This window comes from Paraburkholderia sp. DHOC27, from assembly GCF_003429005.1.
Taxonomy (GTDB): Bacteria; Pseudomonadota; Gammaproteobacteria; order Burkholderiales; family Burkholderiaceae; genus Paraburkholderia.
This window is the reverse complement of the sequence record NZ_QVQV01000002.1, coordinates 158,461-175,920: the sequence shown is the minus strand read 5'-3', so window position 1 is coordinate 175,920 and position 17,460 is coordinate 158,461. Positions and strand designations below refer to the sequence as shown.

The following is a 17,460-nucleotide window of genomic DNA, read 5'->3' as shown; positions in this document are numbered from 1 at the left end:
TGGGAATGCATACCATGCTGAAAGTCACTAAAGCCGTATTTCCCGTGGCGGGTCTCGGGACACGGTTCCTGCCGGCCACCAAGGCAAGCCCCAAGGAAATGCTGCCCATCGTCGACAAGCCTCTGATCCAGTACGCCGTGGAAGAGGCCATCGCGGCCGGCATCACCGAAATGATCTTCGTGACGGGCCGCAGCAAGCGCGCCATCGAGGATCACTTCGACAAGTCCTATGAGATCGAGTCGGAACTGGAAGCGCGCGGCAAGGCGCAACTGCTCGAACTCGTTCGCAGCATCAAGCCCGCGAACGTCGACTGTTTTTACGTGCGCCAGGCCGAGGCACTCGGTCTCGGTCACGCCGTGATGTGCGCGGAAAAGCTGGTGGGCGACAGCCCGTTCGCCGTGATTCTCGCGGACGACCTGCTGCACAGCACGCAGCCGGTCATGAAGCAGCTCGTCAACGTCTTCAATCACTATCACAGCTCGGTGGTGGGCGTGGAAACCATCGCGCGGGAGGACAGCCGTTCGTACGGCGTGGTGGACGGACGCGAGTGGGAAGAGGACGTGATCAAGCTGTCGGGTATCGTCGAAAAGCCGGCGCCGAGCGACGCGCCGTCCAATCTCGGCGTGGTGGGCCGCTATGTGCTGATGCCGACCATCTTCAAGCATATCCGCGCGCTCAAGCCGGGCGCGGGCGGCGAACTGCAACTGACCGACGCGCTGGAGTCGCTGCTGAGCGAAGAACAGGTGCTGGCTTATCGCTACTTCGGCACGCGCTTCGATTGCGGCAGCAAGCTGGGCTACCTGAAGGCGACGGTGGAATTCGCGCTGCGTCATCCGGAAGTGAAAGCGGATTTCGAGGCGTATCTGCAGAGCTATCTGCCGCTGCATCTCACGGCTGCGGCGGCCTGAACGCTGAGGCCAGCAGCGCGCGTACGTCGTCGTCGGTGGTTTCGGCGAAGTCGTCGTAGAACTGCCCAACGCTGAAAAAGACTCGCGGCGTCATCACACAGACGAATTCGTCGATGGCGTCGCCGAGTCTTGCGCGGGCATCGTGCGGCGCAACCGGCAGCGCCGCCACGATTTTCGCCGGCGCGTGGCCGCGCAGGGCGCGCACCGCGGCGAGCAGCGTGGCACCCGTGGCCATGCCGTCATCCACCACGATGGCGACGCGCGCTGTTACGTCCACCGCCGGTCGAGCCGCGCGGTACAGGATTTCGCGCCGCGCCAGTTCGAGCCGTGCGGCAGCGAGTGCCTGAGCAAATTCGGGCTCGCCGACCGCAGCTTCGCGCATCAGCGCATGGTCCACGTAAAGCGCACCACCCGAGGCCAGCGCGCCCATCGCCAGTTCTTCCTGCCAGGGCACCCCGAGCTTGCGCACCATCAACAGATCGAGCGGCGCCTCCAGCGCGGCGGCCACTTCCCAGGCCACCGGCACGCCCCCGGGCGGCAGTGCGAGCACCACCACGTCAGGGCGTTTTGCATAAGCACGCAGATGCCGCGCGAGCGCGCGGCCGGCTTCCGTTCGATTCGCAAAGATGCGGTCCATGACTAGCGACCTCCCACGCGATGACCCCGGCGGCCCCGGTCAGGACGCCTTCTTTACCTCGAGCCGGAACTTGTGGAGCAACGGCTCGGTGTAGCCGCTTGGCTGCTGACGGCCTTCGTACACCAGCGCACAGGCGGCCTTGAAGGCGAGCGACGCGTCGAAGTTGGGCGCCATCGGCTGATAGTGCGGGTCGCCCGCATTCTGCTGATCCACCACCTTCGCCATGCGCTCGAAAGTCTCCTGCACCAGTTCACGCGTGACGACGCCGTGGTACAGCCAGTTCGCGATGTGCTGGCTGGAAATGCGCAGCGTGGCGCGGTCTTCCATCAAGCCGACGTTGTTGATGTCCGGCACCTTCGAGCAACCCACGCCCTGATCCACCCAGCGCACCACGTAGCCGAGAATGCCCTGTGCGTTGTTTTCGACTTCCTGGCGGATCTCGTCGTCGCTCCACTTCGCGGCTTCGACCACCGGAATGGTCAGCAGACCGTCGAGCAGTTCGTCGCGCACGCTCGCCAGGTCGATCTTTTCCAGTTCCTTTTGCACCGCCTGCACGTCCACCTGATGGTAGTGCAACGCATGCAGCGTGGCGGCGGTGGGCGAGGGCACCCACGCGGTGTTGGCGCCGGCCTTCGGATGAGCGATTTTCTGTTCCAGCATGGCGTGCATCAGATCCGGCATGGCCCACATGCCCTTGCCGATCTGCGCGCGGCCACGCAGGCCCGCAGCCAGACCCACCAGCACGTTGCTGCGCTCGTAGGCGCTGATCCACGCGGTGGATTTCATGTCGCCCTTGCGCAGCATCGGGCCCGCTTCCATGGCGGTATGCATCTCGTCGCCGGTGCGGTCGAGAAAGCCGGTGTTGATGAACGCGACACGCTCCGAGGCCTGCGCGATACAGGCGGCGAGGTTCACGCTGGTACGGCGTTCCTCGTCCATGATGCCCATCTTGATCGCATTGCGTTCGAGCCCGAGCAGGTCTTCGACGCGTGCAAACAGCTCGCTCGCAAACGCGACTTCAGCCGGGCCGTGCATCTTCGGCTTGACGATGTAGATCGAGCCGGTGCGCGAGTTGAGCTTGTGCTGACGGTCGTGCAGCGCGCACAGCGTGGTGATGACGGCATCGAGAATCCCTTCCGGAATTTCGTTGCCGTCGCGATCGAGCACCGCCGGGTTGGTCATCAGGTGACCCACGTTGCGGATGAACAGCAGCGAGCGGCCGTGCAGTTTCACGTTCGCGCCGTCCGCGCCGGTGTATTCGCGATCCGCGTTGAGGCGGCGCGTGAAGGTCTTGCCGTTCTTGGTGACCTCTTCCGTGAGATCGCCGTTCATCAGACCGAGCCAGTTGCGATAGAGCTGGACCTTGTCGTCCGCGTCGACGGCGGCCACCGAGTCTTCGCAGTCGATGATCGTGCTCACCGCCGCTTCCATCAGCACGTCCTTGACGTGCGCGCTGTCGGTCTTGCCGATCGAGTCGCTGGCGTCGATCTGGATTTCGAAGTGCAGGCCGTTGTGCTTGAGCAGCACGGCGGAGGGCGCGCCCGCTTCGCCTTGATAGCCGATGAACTGCGCCGGCGTTTTCAGTACGCTGCTGCCGCTCTTGAACGTCACCACCAGTTTGCCGTCTTCGACGCTGTAGCGCGTGGCATCCACGTGCGAGCCGCTTGCGAGCGGCGCCGCCTGATCGAGGAAGGCACGCGCCCGCGCGATCACGCGCTCGCCGCGCACGGGGTTGAAGGCGGCCTGCTTTGCAGCGCCGTCGGTGTCGGGAATGGCGTCGGTGCCGTACAGCGCGTCGTACAGGCTGCCCCAACGCGCATTGGCGGCGTTGAGTGCATAACGCTGGTTGGACAGCGGCACCACCAGTTGCGGGCCAGCCTGCTCGGCAATCTCGCGGTCCACGTGGTCGGTCGTGGCGCTCACCTTGGCGGGCACCGGCACGATATAGCCGATGCTTTCGAGGAAGCTGCGGTAGGCGGCGAGGTCGCGCACCGGGCCGGGATGCGCGCGGTGCCATTGATCGAGTTCGGTTTGCAGGCGGTCGCGCTCGGCCAGCAGCGCGCGGTTCTTCGGGGCGAGGTCGTGCACGAGCGCGCCGAACCCGTTCCAGAATGCGTCGCTGTCGACACCGGTGCCCGGCAGGGCCTCCTGTTCGACAAACTGGAAGAGATTCGCGGCTACCTGCAGTCCGCCTGCCTTGGTCGTCTGAGTCATGGACTGCTCCATCTATGTTGGCTGGGCCGATGTGGGGTCATCGGCCTGGTCATGCTGTACTTCGATGCTGTGCTTAGAGGCTGTGCTTCAAGGCGCGTGCTTCGAGCGGTTGCTTTACCGTGGCTGCGGTATCAACCGTTGAGCGCGGCGGCGCCCGCCTTGGCGATCTGCGCGTCCTGATCCGCCTTCACGCCGGACACACCCACTGCGCCGATCACCTGGCCGTCGACGATCACCGGCACGCCGCCTTCCAGCGTGCCCGACAGCACCGGCGCGCTCAGAAACGCGGTGCGGCCGCCGTTGATCATGTCTTCGTATTGCTTCGATTCACGCCGCCCGAGTGCGGAGGTGCGGGCTTTCTCCGTGGCGATGTACGCACCAATCGGTGCACAGCCGTCGAGGCGCAGCAGACTGAGCAGATGGCCACCATCATCGACGACCGCAATCGTGACGGGCCATGCGTTCTTCTCGGCCTCGGCTCGCGCGGCAGCGAGAATCTGCGTGGTTTCGGCAACGCTCAACACGGATTTCGTCAGCATAATGAATTTTCCTGTACAGGTGAAAGTAATGAAGCTTTGACAGACACGGTCGCTAATTTTACGTCCAAGCGGCCTGAGCGTGAGGCGGAAATCGCAGGCAGCCTTGCTGGGCGTGGATCGGACCTTGTCTGGATCGTCGTCGGGATGTAACCGTGCTTAATAATTGCCGGTGATTTGCCAATGGCCCACCGGCCGTTTTTTGTGCCACTCTGTGATGTCCGACTTCGCAAGGCGTCCATCATGTCCCGCACCTCGCAATCCATTTCAGCGCTGCCGTCCGCCAGTCCAACCTACAGCGCCACCTTGCGCGTGCTGCACTGGCTGACCGCGCTCTGCATGTTCGTGGTGATTCCGCTCGCGTGGTACATGACGAGCATGGACCGCCATGATCCGTCGCGCGGCAACTGGGTGAACCTGCACAAGTCCATCGGGCTGACGGTGCTGCTGCTGACGCTGATTCGCGTGGTCACGCGGCTCGCGGGCAGCGCGCCGCCGTTGCCGCAAAGTATTCCGGCCTTCGAACAAACCCTCGCGCACATCGGTCACGGGCTGCTGTATCTGATCCTGTTCGCCATGCCGATCAGCGGCTACATCAATTCGTATGGCGGCGGCCATCCGGTGAACTGGTTCTGGCTGTTTCAGGTGCCCGCCGTGGTGCCGCAGGACAAGGCGCTCGGTCATCTGGGCTCACGCATTCACGGGCTGCTGGCCTACCTGACTTACGTGCTGATCGCGGGGCACGTGCTGGCGGTGGTGTATCACCAGTTGATCCAGCGGGTGGACATTCTGGGCCGCATGACGGGACGGGCAGGCAAGCGCTGAGGCGTTTTTTGTCCGGGCGCGGGGTGACTTACAATCGGTTTTCGGTCTGTCATTTCGTCCCATTTCGTCTCATTTCGTCTCTTCTCGCCCGGTCTTTGCCATGCCTTCCATCAGCGCTCTTTACGTCTATCCGGTCAAATCGTGCGGCGGGATAGCCGTGAGCGAGGTGCGGCTGTTGCCCACCGGGCTCGAATACGACCGCAACTGGATGGTGACCAATCCGGCCGGCCGCATGCTGACGCAGCGTAGCCACGCGCGTCTTGCGCTCGTCGAGGTCGCGCTGGACGAGCACGACCTGATCCTGTCGGCGCCAGGCATGGCCGCGTTGCGCACGCCACTCGCAATCGAGAGCACCGCGTCGATGCAAAACGTCACCGTGAGCATCTGGGACGACACCGTGCAGGCATTCGATACCGGGCCGGAAGCCGCTGGCTGGTTTTCGAGCTTTCTTGGCGAAGCGGCGCGCCTCGTGCGCTTCGATCCCTCCGTGCCGCGTCCGGCCGACGCGCGCTGGACCGGTGGCATCGCGGCTACGGCGCAGTTCTCCGATGGGTTCCCGCTGCTGGTGATCGGCGAGTCCTCGCTCGACGACCTCAACACGCGGCTCACCGGCAAGGGAGCGCCGTCCATTCCGATGAACCGCTTCCGGCCCAATCTGGTGATTGGCGGGCTCGATGCATACGAGGAGGACTACGTGGAGCAGGTCACGATCCAGGCATGGGATGGCATCGAAGCGGCGCGCGCGACAAGTGGCGAACGCGCGGTGCAGTTGAACCTGATCAAGCCGTGCGCGCGCTGTCCGATTCCCACCATCGATCAGGCAACCGGCGCGCCCCATGCCGACTGGCCGAACGAACCGCTGGATACGATGGCAACGTATCGAGGCAATGCGCGGCTCGACGGTGCGTTGACGTTCGGCCAGAACGCGATCGTTGCCGCAGGCGAGGGCGCCGTGCTTGCACTGGGCCAAACGGTCGACGCCGAATTGAGCTTCGGCGACTAGATGTTTTTGATGCAGCGACGGCGCAGCGCCGCCGTTGCATCGGCGTCGATGCGGTTGTTACCCCGTCATTGACCCTACGCGCGCAATAGCAGCCCAAAGATTTCGAAGGCGATGCCTAGCGCGATAATGGTGATGGGCAACGTCAGTACCACGACCCATACCATCAGGCTCGACGAAGGCGCACGGCGTGCGGTTGAGACCGTGGCCGGTCCCGGGCTTTCATATTCTTTCATGATCCTCGTTCATTCAAGGCGTGGGGCCGCATCCAGGCAGGCCATGTGTGCGATGCGACAGCGCTGCGCATCGGCGTAGGTGGCCACGAAGACAGGTCACCACAGCGTCTGGAGGATATGCCGCCAAGCTTAAACCACAATGAGGAGTGGGGTAGGCCACGAGGGCCGGGTGCCGCCGCGTAAGAATCGGGCCGCGTAGTCGCCCCGTCATCGCTTCGTAGTTGCGCCGCAGTTTTTCTCGCATTTTCATTTTGTGGCGTCTCTTAAGGCTGCTTTAAGTTACGGTCAATACATTGGATCCGTGTCTCGCGCTTTGGTCGGCCTCCCCTCCGATCAAGGTTTCGACATAGTCCGTGTGTATGTTGTCAGTAACGTCCAGTTGCCCTTGGCTCCGCCTCGGCGCGACCTTTGCAGGCCCGGCCCTATGCCGGGCCTTTCTTTTGACGCCGCCGCATCGGGCCTCGATGCGAGGCCATCACATCAGAGCCACGTCCGGCTCACTGCACTTAACGTGATTCCCGCCAATGGTGTCGAGCGTGCACGCCTTGACTCGCCACGCGCGCTCGCACGCAGATAGAGACCGCGCAGGGTCGCGCCGCTTTTCCCACTCGCACCATTCCAGAAAAAATACGCAAAACGTTGAATGGAGATGAAGCGAAACTGACTCGGTAAATATTCGATTTGTCATGTTTATGTTTCTGTTTTGCCGCCTATACTTTTTCATGTGTGACTCATTTGCGCGTCAGAGGCACCCTGTATTGATGACGTGACGCGCTTTGCATAGAACTATCGTGTATCAAGATGGCTTCATCCATGACACCAACTGAAGACGAAGACAAGGCCCAACTCCCGTGTTATCGGAGCGGTGCGGCGGCGCGCCTCGCGCGCATGCCGGTCACCACGCTGCGTATCTGGGAGCGGCGCTACGGTGTGGTCTCGCCGCCCAAGACGCCGTCGGGCCAGCGTCTGTATTCATCGCAGGATGTGCGGCGGCTGGTGCTGCTGAAGAAACTTGTGGAGCGCGGTCACGCCATTGGCTCGATTGCCCGGCTCGAACTGGATCAACTCGACCGCCTCGCGCTGACGTACGCCGAGGCGGCCTTTCCCCCTGACCCTGCAGAGAAGGATTCGGAATCGACCCTGGTGATCGTCGGCACGGCCCTCGCGCGCCGTCTGCGTAGCGATCTGCCGCAACTGCAATCCGCCACCCAGCCACGCCTGACGGTTTTCGACGACCTGCAGGATGCGAGGGCGCACGATCTGAAGACAGATGCGCTGGTGATCCACGTGGCGTCGTTGCAGGACGATGCGGTGCAGGCCGTGCTTGCGCTTGGCGAAAAATGGCATGCCAAGGTCATGGCGGTGGTGTACGCGTTCGGCACGGAGCATGGGGTGAGTTCGTTGCGTCACGCGGGCGTGCGGGTGTATCGCGAACCGCTGGAGAAGAATCAGGCGTTGCAGGTCTTGCACGATCTGTCGCCGCAGCAGCAGCCACGTGATGCCCTCGAGACCTATGCCCGCACGCCGCGCCGCTATTCGGACGAGACCCTCGCGGCCATTGCGGGGCGCTCATCGACGATTGCCTGCGAGTGTCCGCGGCACCTCGCGGATCTGGTGCGGCAACTGTCGGCCTTCGAGCAGTACAGCGACGATTGCCAGTCACGTTCGCCCGCCGATGCCGCGTTGCATCGCTACCTGGCGGAGATTGCCAACCGCGCCCGCGCGATGTTCGAACTGGCGCTCGAGCGGGTGGCGCGTGAGGAGCGGTGGGCGCCTGAGGAAACCTGATCGCGCGGGAAGGCGAGGGGCTGAATAGCGGCGTATCACATTGTCAGGCCGAGGATGCGATGCACGTGAATCGGGTTGTTTCGAGTCGTCGCAGGCAGGTGGCCACAAGTGAGCCGGCCTATGTGAACCGGCGCCGATGAGTCACTCTTGAAGCAGATTTAACGCTTTGCAGTTCTCGCGGACCGGCCTACGCTAACAAGGCGGAGTGGCCTTGCAACGGATGTCCCCGATCCGCGGGCCGTTCTGCTTTACTGAAGTGCGCGCCCCCATGTCGGCTGCCGGGAGCGCGCATCTTTTTTGGGGCATCTTTTCTACAGCGTCTTTCTGCGGTGCCTGGTCGGGGCGGTTGCTTCCTGTCAATTTGCCGTCGTTTTTTCCAGGCCTGATCCCTGCCGTTATTTCTGTACGCTCAACGCGGCAATGCGCTTCCACACTCCATTGACGGACCGATAATTGCTTCGGAGCGCTTAGCATTTTCCTCCTGCACATTCCCTTGCTGGCATTCAACTGACTGGCGTCTCCGCTCGCCGCTGCGCTTCCGGCTGACGCGGGCTTGTCCACGAAAGCGGCGTCTTCGGCCGTCCGCGGGTATCATCAAGCCAGTCGCACCGACAACCGCCAACACACCCGCCATTGCAACCGCTTGTGGAGGAATTCATCGTATGAGCGCGCCTGAAGAAATCGTATTCCTGCTCGATGTCGACAATACCCTGCTGGACAACGATCACGTGGTGGCGGATTTGCGCACCCATCTGACCGAACAGTTCGGCACCACGAGCAGCAACCGGTATTGGGAAATTTTCGAAACCCTGCGCAGCGAACTCGGCTACGCGGATTATCTGGGGGCCTTGCAACGTTACCGGCTGGAGCGGCAGTGCGATACCCGGCTGATGTTGATGTCGTCGTTCCTGATCGACTACCCGTTCCCCACCCGCGTGTTCCCCGGCGCGCTCGACGCGCTGGCGCGTCTGCGCACGCTCGGGCCCACGGTGATCCTGTCCGATGGCGACGTGGTGTTCCAGCCGCGCAAAATCAAGCAGGCCGGGCTGTGGGACGCGGTGGAAGGCCGCGTGCTGATCTACGTGCACAAGGAACAGATGCTGGGCGAGGTGGAGCAGCGCTATCCGGCGCGGCGCTACGTGATGATCGACGACAAGCTGCGCATCCTGGCTGCGATGAAAGAGATCTGGAAGGCGCGCCTGAAAACGGTGTTTCCGCGCCAGGGGCACTACGCGCACGATCCGGTCGCGCTGACGACGTATCCTTCAGCGGATGTGACGGTGGAGCACATTGGTGAGCTGGCTACCATGAGTCTGGAGGCGCTGACGGCGTAGTGGTAGCAGGCTGCGCGATGGCGGGTCCGTCGCGGCCCGCTGCATTGGGTCGAACTCATCGCGCAGCCGGTTCCCAGTCAAACAGGTTTCGCCTCTGCGAGTACACTGGCCCGAAACCGCGTGGGGAGATCTGCTGGTGTCAGCAGATCGACCCGCACGCCGAGCAAAGTCTCCAGTTGTTCCTGCAAGCCGCCAAGGTCGAATAACGTGGTGCCAGGCAGCGCATCGACCAGCAGATCCAGATCGCTGCCTTCCTCGTCGGTCCCGTGCAAAGCGGACCCAAAGACGCGCAGATTTTCTACGTGAAAGCGGCTCACCGCTTCGCGTACTGCGGTGCGCTTCATCTCCAGTGCAACAGACGGTCGCATGAACTTCCTCTTGACCAACATCATTGAGGGGACGGGTACGCGAGTATAAAGTTTTGAGGTCGTTCCACTGGAAAGACCGGCAGATTGCACATTCACCCGTCCACTCATTCGCCGCTTCTGATCAAGGCACGATATCTGCTGCTCTTGTAGCCTTGTGGCCGCGCGCAGAACCGTCACGCGCTTGGCAACACGCTTCACAGCAAGTTTCACAGCAAGCTCTGCAACACGCTTCACGTCCCGTTTGACACGAAATCGTCGTCTGCGCCCGCGACCATGTCATTGATGACCGTTCGATGAATCACCCGGCGGGTGCGTCGCCCTGCGAACGTCCGCCCGCGCCGTCTCTTGCGTTATCCCGCATGTTTCGCGCGCCACGAGGCGCGCCGGCAATCCATATCATGGAGTGACCCGATGGCCGAAACCCGTTCGAATCTCCCCGAATCCCTCAACCAGGCGCCGCTGGATCCCGACACCCTGCGCAAGATGCAACGCTACTGGAACGCCTGCAACTACCTGGCGGCCGGCATGATCTACCTGCGCGCCAACCCGTTGCTGCGCGAGCCGCTCAAGCCCGAGCACTTCAAACGGCGCCTGCTCGGACACTGGGGCTCGGATCCGGGGCAGAGCTTTTTGCTGGTGCATCTGAATCGCCTCATCAAGAAGCTCGATCTGAACGTGGTCTATATTGCCGGCCCTGGGCATGGGGCGCCGGCCACGCTCGCCAGCAGCTATCTGGAAGGACGCTACTCGGAAATCTATCCGGACCGCAGCGAGGACGAAGCCGGCATGCTGCGCTTTTTCCGCCAGTTCTCGTTTCCCGGCGGCATTGGTTCGCACTGCACGCCGGAAACGCCCGGCTCGATTCACGAAGGCGGCGAACTGGGTTACAGCCTTTCGCATGGCTATGGTGCCGCATTCGACAACCCCGACCTGATCGTCACCGTGATGGTGGGCGACGGCGAAGCGGAGACCGGGCCGCTCGCCACCTCGTGGCATTCGAACAAGTTTCTCAATCCGATCCGCGACGGCGCAGTGCTGCCGGTGCTGCATCTGAATGGCTACAAGATCGCCAATCCGACCATTCTGGCGCGCATCCCGCGTGACGAACTCGAATCGCTGCTAAGGGGTTATGGCCACGAGCCGTATTTCGTCGAAGGCGACGAGCACGAGCCGATGCATCAGAAAATGGCCGCGACGCTCGAGCATTGCATCGGCGAAATCCGCGCCATCCAGCAAAAAGCACGCTCGAGCGGTGACGCCGGACGTCCGCGCTGGCCGATGATCGTGCTGCGTTCGCCGAAAGGCTGGACCGGTCCGAAAGAGGTCGACGGTCACAAGGTGGAAGGCTCCTGGCGCGCGCATCAGGTGCCGGTTCTCGATCCGGCCACCAATGAGGCGAGTCTCAAACTGGTCGAAGAATGGATGAAGCGGTACGGCCCCGAGGACCTGTTCGACGAAAAAGGTCGCCTCGTTGCCGAACTGCGTGAGATGGCACCGCTCGGTGCACGCCGCATCAGCGCCAATCCGCACGCGAATGGCGGGCTGTTGTGCAAGGCGCTGGACATGCCGCCGTTCCGCGAATTCGGCATCGAGGTCGCCACGCCGGCGGCAAGCTATACCTCGCCCACGGAAGTGCTGGGCCGCTTCCTGTGCGAAGTAATGCGCCGGAACATGGATCAGTTTCGCGTGTTCGGTCCGGATGAAACGGCCAGCAACAAGCTGACCGCAATCTACGAAGCCTCGGAAAAAACCTGGCTCGCGGAAACCGAACCGAGCGATGCCGATGGCGGCGATTTGTCCGTCGACGGCCGGGTCATGGAAATGCTGAGCGAGCACACGCTCGAAGGCTGGTTCGAAGGCTACGTGCTTACCGGCCGTCACGGCTTGTTCGCCACCTACGAAGCCTTCGTGCACGTGATCGATTCGATGTTCAACCAGCACGCCAAGTGGCTGGAAAAATCGAAGCTCGAACTCAGATGGCGTCAGCCGGTGCCATCCATCAATCTATTGATCACGTCGCTGGTGTGGCGTCAGGATCACAACGGCTTCACCCATCAGGACCCCGGTTTTCTCGACGTCGTCACCAACAAAAGCCCGAACGTGGTGCGCATCTACTTGCCGCCCGACGCCAATTGCCTGTTGAGCGTGGCCGATCACTGTCTGCGTTCACGCGATTACGTCAACGTGATCGTGGCCGACAAGCAGCCGCATCTGCAGTACCTGGATATGGACGCGGCCGTCACGCATTGCACGAAGGGCATTGGCATCTGGGACTGGGCTTCCACGGACCACGGCACCGAGCCGGACGTCGTCATGGCCTGCGCCGGCGATATTCCGACGATGGAGTCGCTCGCCGCCGTGCAGATTCTTAAAGAGAAGTTTCCCGCGCTGAAGATCCGCTTCGTCAACGTGGTGGACCTGTTCCGCCTGATGCCCGATACCGAGCATCCGCACGGCCTGTCGGACCGCGATTTCAATTCGCTGTTCACGGCCGACAAGCCGGTGATCTTCAATTTCCACTCGTACGCGTCGCTGGTGCACAAGCTCACCTACAAGCGCGCCAATCACGAGAATCTGCACGTGCACGGCTATCACGAGAAAGGCAACATCAACACGCCACTCGAACTGGCGATCATCAACCAGGTGGATCGCTTTTCGCTCGCCATCGACGTGATCGAACGGGTGCCTGGTCTGCGCGGCGTGGGCGATCACACGAAGGAATGGCTGCGCGGCCAGATCATCGAGCAGCTTGCGTATGCGCACGAAGAGGGCATCGACCGGGACGAGATCCGCAACTGGACATGGACGGGGTGACGCAATGTCCGACACCGCTCACGCGCGCAACTCATCCGGTCCGCAGACCATCCTGGTGCTGAACAGCGGGTCGTCGTCGCTCAAGTTCGGGTTGTTCAGCGCCGGGCAGCCGGAGCGATCCGCTAACGGTGCTGCGAGCGCGCCCGATTCCAGCGATTCCAGCGACGAAGCGCTTCTGCTGGAAGGCAGCGCCGAGGGCATCGGTCGCGCGGATGGCCGGCTTCAGGTGAAGTCCGGTGATGGCAAGGTGCTGTTGCAGACGGATCACACCCTGCAGTCGCAAACCGAGGCGCTGCACAAGCTGGCCGAGATACTCGCGCAGCACGGGCATGCGCGGCCGGTGGCGGTGGGCCACCGCGTGGTGCATGGCGGTCCGCATCTCAGGGACCATCAGCGCATCACGCCTGCTGTCCGCAAACAGCTGGAGGACGCGGTCCACTTCGCGCCCCTGCATATTCCGCCCGCGCTGGCCCTCATCGACCAGGCCAGCAAGACCTTCGACGACGCGCTGCAATTCGCCTGTTTCGACACCGCCTTTCACCGGACCTTGCCGCCGGTTGCGGCGCAGTTGCCGCTGCCGCGCCGTTACGCCGAGGCCGGTGTGATCCGCTATGGCTTTCATGGTTTGTCGTACGAATCATTGGTGCGGCAACTCGGGGCCGAGCTGCCCGCGCGCGCCGTGTTTGCGCATCTGGGCAATGGTTCGAGTCTGTGCGCGTTGCGCGATGGCGTCAGCGTGCATACGTCGATGGGCCTGACCCCGACGGGCGGTATCCCGATGGCCACGCGCAGCGGCGATCTCGATCCGGGCGTGCTGCTGTATCTGATGCGCACCGAAGGGCTCGACGCGGACAAACTCGAAACGCTGCTGAACCACCAGAGCGGTCTCACCGGCTTCACGGAAGGCGAAGGCGACATGCAGGCACTGGTGAAACGCTGCGCGGCAGGCGATCAGCACGCCGAACTTGCCGTGGATGCCTTCGCCACGGCGGTGCGCAAATACGTGGGCGCCTACGCGGCATTGCTGGGCGGCATCGACTTGCTGGTGTTCGCGGGCGGTATCGGCGAGCACAGCGCCGAGGTGCGTCGACGCGTGTGCGCCGGACTGGAGTTTCTCGGCCTGCGCGTGGATGATCCGGCCGGCAAGGTGCGGACGTTGCATACGGAAGAAGAGCGGCAGATCGCACGTCATTGCCGCGCGTTGCTGCAGTCTTCTAGCTGAATTGCGGGCGGGCGGTTGGGTGTCAGGGTGGGATTCATTTAGCGTTTATTGCACGCTTATCAAGGGCACACCCTGGCTCGCCCGATTCTCACCTGGCCTCCACGGCGCATTTAACCCGCGCCGTTCTTCATCAAATCCATTCCGACCCGTTCCAACCAGTCACGCCCGACTCCGGCGGTTTCTTGCGTTTTTCTCGTGTTTTTCTGCTGCCCGCGTGGCATTCACGCGTCGCGCGGCACACCCCTTGCTCGAAGATGGTCAGCGCCGCGGCGAATCGATCGCCGCGCGATCAAGCCATGCGGTCAAGGGAGGCCAGATGCTCGATACCCCTGTGCGTGCAGCGGACCACGTCTCTACGCCGCGCGACGACAAGCGTGGCATTCACACCGCGCTTCCTGACGGGACAATTCATCAGGACTCGGTAAAAAATCCAGTGACCGCGCTCGCAGCGCTGGACACCCTCGACACTTTCCTCTCCGAGATCGCTTTCGATGCGGAGGATCCGCTCGCGTTGGGCGAGGTCCTGAGGCAACTGATCGAGCGTGGTTACGATCGACTGCCACTGCCAGGCAGTGGTGATACGTTGCTGCGCTGGCGCCTTCTTGCTGCCGTCGCGGCGCGCGATCTGGGCCTCGTGAAACTGTTCGAAGGCCACACGGATGCGCTGGCGATTCTCGCGGAGCTAGGCGGTGCGCGAGGCGGCTCACTGGGATTGCCTCAGCAGGCCGACGCCATGCAGGTACATCAGGCAAACCAGCCACACCCAGAACACGCATCGCAGCCCGACACAAACGCCAGGCAGACCGCGCCGCAGACTTGGGGCGTATGGGCCGCGGAAGCCCCCGACGCACGCTTGATCGCCACACGTGTGCGTGACGGCGACCGTGGCGCAGCATTGCAACTGAACGGCACCAAAGCCTGGTGCTCCGGCGCGCGTGTCGTGAGTCACACGCTCGTCACCGCATGGCTCGACGATCAGCCGATCCTCGCGGCGGTGGCGCTGAAGCAGTCATCGGTTTCGATTTCGACCGCACCGTGGCAGGCCGTCGGGATGCGCGCGACGCAAAGCGGCGACGTCCACTTCGACGGCACGCCCGCATCGCAGGTCGGCGCACGCGGTGCCTATGTCGGTCGTCCCGGTTTCTGGCAGGGCGGCGCAGGCATCGCCGCGTGCTGGTACGGCGCGGCTGCGGGTATCGCGGGAATGCTGGCCGACGCTGTCACGAAGCGCCCCGACGCACATCGACACGCGCATCTGGGCGAGGTGGATATCGCGTTGACCGGTGCTGCCGAAGTGCTGCGGGCGAGCGCCGCACAGATCGACGCCAACCCAGGCGCTGACCATCAGATCACAGCCATGCGCGCGCGTCTCGCGGTGGAAGCCGCTGCTACTGAAGTGATGCATCACGCCGGACGCGCGCTTGGCGCCGCGCCGCTGTGCCGCAATCAACGCTTCGCGCGCGCGATGGCGGATCTAGCCGTGTTCCTGCGGCAGAGTCATGCGGAGCGCGATCTGGCTGCGCTTGGCGAAGCACTGCTCAAAGAGGGGCGCGGCGGGTGGGCGCTTTGAGGTTTGCGCTCAGGTTGCGCTCAGTTTGCGTCAGGTTGCGCGTCAAACAAGGTTCGCCATGACATCGACAGAAAGCTATTTCGACGCGCTTTACGCCGAGGGCGATGACCCCTGGGGTTTTCGCAAGCGCTGGTACGAGCGCCGCAAACGCCTGCTCACACTGGCCATGTTGCCGCGTGAACGCTATCGCCATGCGTTCGAGCCCGGCTGCGCGAATGGCGAACTGTCCGCGCAACTCGCCTTGCGTTGCGACCGGCTGCTCGCTGCGGATCTCAACGAAACGGCCGTAGAACTCGCCAGAACGCGCGTTGCGGAACTGCCGAACGTGCGCGTCGAACGCCGCAGCGTGCCGCATGACTGGCCCGCCACGCAATTCGACCTGATCGTCTTGAGCGAGGTGGCGTATTACCTGGCCGATGCGGATCTCGAAGGGGTGTGCGCGTGCGTGTCGCGCTCGCTGGCGCAGGACGGCACCTTGCTCGCCTGTCATTGGCGCCGCGCGTTCGACGAAGCGCCGCAAACCGCCGCGCAGGTACATGCGTTGCTCGATGCACGCTGTGGGCTCACTCGGCTCGCCCGCTACGAAGATGCCGACATGCTGCTCGATGTATGGACGCGCGACGCGCGCTCGGTGGCTGAAAACGAGGGGTTGGCATGATAGGCGTCGTGATTCCCGTCCATAACGAAGAGGCGCTGCTCGCGCATTGCCTCGCGTCGATCATCGCAGCGAGCCACGCCGAAGCGTTGGCGGATGAGCCGGTGCAGATCGTCGTCGTGCTGGATGCCTGTACGGATCGCAGTGCGGCTATCGCGCGCAGCTTCGGTATCGAAACCCTCGCGTTGCGGGCGCGCAATGTCGGCATGGCGCGCGCAGCCGGTGCACGGCATCTGCTCGACAACGGCGCGCGCTGGCTCGCGTTCACGGATGCCGACAGCCGCGTCTCGGCGGGATGGCTCGCCGCACAGCTGGCGCTCGGCGCCGATGCGGTGTGCGGCTCGATCTGCGTCGATGACTGGAGCGGACATCCGCAGCACGTGCGCGACTATTTTCGCCAGACCTACGTGGATGCCGACGGCCATCAGCATGTGCACGGCGCGAACCTCGGCGTAGCGGCAACGGCGTATGAACGGGCAGGGGGTTTCGCGCCGCTGGCCTGTAGCGAGGACGTGGCGCTGGTCGAGCGTCTGGTCGAAACCGGCGCACGGGTGGCATGGAGCGCGGCGCCGCGGGTGGTCACGAGCGCGCGCGGTGCGAGCCGCGCACGCGGTGGCTTTGGCGACACGCTGTCGGGATGGGCGGCGAGACTCGATCGCGCGCCGGAAGCACGTCAGACGCGCGAGTCGCTTCAGCCGTTCGAGGCAGTCGAGACCGCCAGGGTCATCGAAACCATGGATACCGTCGACACCATCGACACGCTCAGCGCTGCGCAGGAACGCGAAGGCCGCCTCAGGACTGAGCCTTCGTGAGTTGCGCGGGCGTGTCGGGCGCGCCCATGCGGTTGGCGGCGTCAAGCGGAGTGACGCCGCTGGCGTCGCGCGCCGCGGGATTGGCGCCGTGCGCAAGCAGCAGATCGACGATCGCAGTGCGATTGAACATCGCCGCGATCATCAACGCGGTGCGGCCATCCGGTGACGCGCCTTCCACATTGGCGCCGTGCGCAAGCAGCGTCTCCACCACCGTTTCGAAGCCCTTGAACGCCGCTCCGGCAATGGGAGTTTGTCCGTTGTCGTTGCGCAGGTCAGGGTCGGCGCCGCGCTCGATCAGCGTACGGACCGCGTCCGCATGGCCGTGGTAGCTGGCCAGCATCAGCAGACTGTCGCCTTTCTCGTTGCGCAGGTTGGGCGGCACGCCCTTGTCGATCACGGCGGCCAGCATGCTGGCGTCGCCACGCCGCGCGAGGTCGAACACTTCGCGCGCGAGTTCGACCAGATCCGGGTCGAGCTCCTTGCGTGGCTCCGTTGCAGAAGGCTTGAGGTCGTCGTTCACGTCATGCTCCGTGCGTTGAGG

Annotated in this window: 15 protein-coding genes and 1 pseudogene; 10 read left to right on the top strand and 6 right to left on the bottom strand. The window is 63.5% G+C overall.

Annotated elements, in window-relative coordinates; all coding sequences use genetic code 11:
• The first annotated feature begins 14 nt into the window (after window positions 1–14).
• Window positions 15–908: a UTP--glucose-1-phosphate uridylyltransferase GalU gene (gene galU, locus D0B32_RS09070; protein WP_117334143.1), complete on the top strand. Its 894-nt coding sequence runs from the start codon at window positions 15–17 to the stop codon at window positions 906–908.
• On the opposite strand, the gene D0B32_RS09065 is transcribed toward galU, so the two are convergent.
• From D0B32_RS09065 to D0B32_RS09055, 3 genes are all read right to left on the bottom strand, one after another.
• The gene (locus D0B32_RS09065; RefSeq protein ID WP_117333634.1) at window positions 889–1,545 is read right to left on the bottom strand and encodes a phosphoribosyltransferase; all 657 of its coding nucleotides are present in this window, start codon (window positions 1,543–1,545) and stop codon (window positions 889–891) included. The genes galU and D0B32_RS09065 overlap by 20 nt on opposite strands.
• Window positions 1,546–1,584: 39 nt before the next feature.
• Window positions 1,585–3,759, bottom strand: coding sequence for a malate synthase G (locus tag D0B32_RS09060; RefSeq protein ID WP_117333633.1), 2,175 nt, complete (start codon window positions 3,757–3,759; stop codon window positions 1,585–1,587).
• A 131-nt stretch (window positions 3,760–3,890) separates the two neighbouring features.
• Window positions 3,891–4,298, bottom strand: a complete 408-nt coding sequence (locus D0B32_RS09055; protein ID WP_117333632.1) for a heme-binding protein — start codon at window positions 4,296–4,298, stop codon at window positions 3,891–3,893.
• Between the two features lie 240 nt (window positions 4,299–4,538).
• Here D0B32_RS09055 and D0B32_RS09050 point away from each other — a divergent pair, with 240 nt between their 5' ends.
• Together D0B32_RS09050 and D0B32_RS09045 are read left to right on the top strand one after the other, a co-directional pair.
• On the top strand, window positions 4,539–5,120 hold the full coding sequence (locus D0B32_RS09050; protein WP_181969768.1) for a cytochrome b: 582 nt from the start codon (window positions 4,539–4,541) through the stop codon (window positions 5,118–5,120).
• A 100-nt stretch (window positions 5,121–5,220) separates the two neighbouring features.
• Window positions 5,221–6,123 carry an MOSC domain-containing protein gene (locus D0B32_RS09045; RefSeq protein WP_117333630.1) on the top strand — a complete coding sequence of 301 codons (903 nt, stop codon included), beginning with the start codon at window positions 5,221–5,223 and terminating at the stop codon, window positions 6,121–6,123.
• Window positions 6,124–6,197: 74 nt separating this feature from the next.
• Here D0B32_RS09045 and D0B32_RS32490 read toward each other — a convergent pair whose 3' ends face one another.
• Complete coding sequence (locus D0B32_RS32490) at window positions 6,198–6,356, bottom strand: hypothetical protein (RefSeq protein ID WP_181969767.1); 159 nt, start codon at window positions 6,354–6,356, stop codon at window positions 6,198–6,200.
• Window positions 6,357–7,169: 813 nt separating this feature from the next.
• Here D0B32_RS32490 and D0B32_RS09040 point away from each other — a divergent pair.
• Window positions 7,170–8,144 carry a MerR family transcriptional regulator gene (locus tag D0B32_RS09040; RefSeq protein ID WP_181969766.1) on the top strand — a complete coding sequence of 325 codons (975 nt, stop codon included), beginning with the start codon at window positions 7,170–7,172 and terminating at the stop codon, window positions 8,142–8,144.
• A gap of 662 nt (window positions 8,145–8,806) precedes the next feature.
• On the top strand, window positions 8,807–9,478 hold the full coding sequence (locus tag D0B32_RS09035; RefSeq protein WP_117333628.1) for an HAD family hydrolase: 672 nt from the start codon (window positions 8,807–8,809) through the stop codon (window positions 9,476–9,478).
• Window positions 9,479–9,555: 77 nt separating this feature from the next.
• Here the strand turns inward: D0B32_RS09035 and D0B32_RS09030 are convergent, their stop codons facing one another.
• A complete protein-coding gene (locus D0B32_RS09030; protein WP_117334142.1) occupies window positions 9,556–9,846 on the bottom strand; it encodes a nucleotidyltransferase family protein in 291 nt (96 codons plus the stop codon).
• Between the two features lie 411 nt (window positions 9,847–10,257).
• On the opposite strand from D0B32_RS09030, the gene D0B32_RS09025 reads away from it, so the two are divergent.
• From D0B32_RS09025 to D0B32_RS09005, 5 genes and pseudogenes are all read left to right on the top strand, one after another.
• Complete coding sequence (locus D0B32_RS09025) at window positions 10,258–12,660, top strand: phosphoketolase (RefSeq protein WP_117333627.1); 2,403 nt, start codon at window positions 10,258–10,260, stop codon at window positions 12,658–12,660.
• 4 nt (window positions 12,661–12,664) lie between these two features.
• Complete coding sequence (locus tag D0B32_RS09020; RefSeq protein WP_117333626.1) at window positions 12,665–13,882, top strand: acetate/propionate family kinase; 1,218 nt, start codon at window positions 12,665–12,667, stop codon at window positions 13,880–13,882.
• 316 nt (window positions 13,883–14,198) lie between these two features.
• A complete protein-coding gene (locus D0B32_RS09015; protein WP_259294946.1) occupies window positions 14,199–15,452 on the top strand; it encodes an acyl-CoA dehydrogenase in 1,254 nt (417 codons plus the stop codon).
• 58 nt (window positions 15,453–15,510) lie between these two features.
• Window positions 15,511–16,110, top strand: a complete 600-nt coding sequence (locus D0B32_RS09010) for an SAM-dependent methyltransferase (RefSeq protein ID WP_117333625.1) — start codon at window positions 15,511–15,513, stop codon at window positions 16,108–16,110.
• Window positions 16,107–16,754 (top strand): annotated as a pseudogene (locus tag D0B32_RS09005) (glycosyltransferase); the annotation flags it as partial. The gene D0B32_RS09010 and the pseudogene D0B32_RS09005, both read left to right, overlap by 4 nt.
• 145 nt (window positions 16,755–16,899) lie before the next feature.
• Here the strand turns inward: D0B32_RS09005 and D0B32_RS09000 are convergent.
• On the bottom strand, window positions 16,900–17,439 hold the full coding sequence (locus D0B32_RS09000) for an ankyrin repeat domain-containing protein (protein WP_117333623.1): 540 nt from the start codon (window positions 17,437–17,439) through the stop codon (window positions 16,900–16,902).
• Between the last annotated feature and the right edge of the window lie 21 nt (window positions 17,440–17,460).

Excerpts from the sequence above, each read along its gene's own strand:
- D0B32_RS09060 (WP_117333633.1), bottom strand. The coding sequence starts at position 3,759 with ATGACTCAGACGACCAAGGCAGGCGGACTGCAGGTAGCCGCGAATCTC.
- D0B32_RS09055 (WP_117333632.1), bottom strand. The coding sequence starts at position 4,298 with ATGCTGACGAAATCCGTGTTGAGCGTTGCCGAAACCACGCAGATTCTC.
- D0B32_RS09015 (WP_259294946.1), top strand. The coding sequence starts at position 14,199 with ATGCTCGATACCCCTGTGCGTGCAGCGGACCACGTCTCTACGCCGCGC.
- D0B32_RS09010 (WP_117333625.1), top strand. The coding sequence starts at position 15,511 with ATGACATCGACAGAAAGCTATTTCGACGCGCTTTACGCCGAGGGCGAT.
- D0B32_RS09045 (WP_117333630.1), top strand. The coding sequence starts at position 5,221 with ATGCCTTCCATCAGCGCTCTTTACGTCTATCCGGTCAAATCGTGCGGC.
- galU (WP_117334143.1), top strand. The coding sequence starts at position 15 with ATGCTGAAAGTCACTAAAGCCGTATTTCCCGTGGCGGGTCTCGGGACA.
- D0B32_RS32490 (WP_181969767.1), bottom strand. The coding sequence starts at position 6,356 with ATGAAAGAATATGAAAGCCCGGGACCGGCCACGGTCTCAACCGCACGC.
- D0B32_RS09065 (WP_117333634.1), bottom strand. The coding sequence starts at position 1,545 with ATGGACCGCATCTTTGCGAATCGAACGGAAGCCGGCCGCGCGCTCGCG.
- D0B32_RS09050 (WP_181969768.1), top strand. The coding sequence starts at position 4,539 with ATGTCCCGCACCTCGCAATCCATTTCAGCGCTGCCGTCCGCCAGTCCA.
- D0B32_RS09040 (WP_181969766.1), top strand. The coding sequence starts at position 7,170 with ATGACACCAACTGAAGACGAAGACAAGGCCCAACTCCCGTGTTATCGG.
- D0B32_RS09025 (WP_117333627.1), top strand. The coding sequence starts at position 10,258 with ATGGCCGAAACCCGTTCGAATCTCCCCGAATCCCTCAACCAGGCGCCG.
- D0B32_RS09035 (WP_117333628.1), top strand. The coding sequence starts at position 8,807 with ATGAGCGCGCCTGAAGAAATCGTATTCCTGCTCGATGTCGACAATACC.
- D0B32_RS09030 (WP_117334142.1), bottom strand. The coding sequence starts at position 9,846 with ATGCGACCGTCTGTTGCACTGGAGATGAAGCGCACCGCAGTACGCGAA.
- D0B32_RS09020 (WP_117333626.1), top strand. The coding sequence starts at position 12,665 with ATGTCCGACACCGCTCACGCGCGCAACTCATCCGGTCCGCAGACCATC.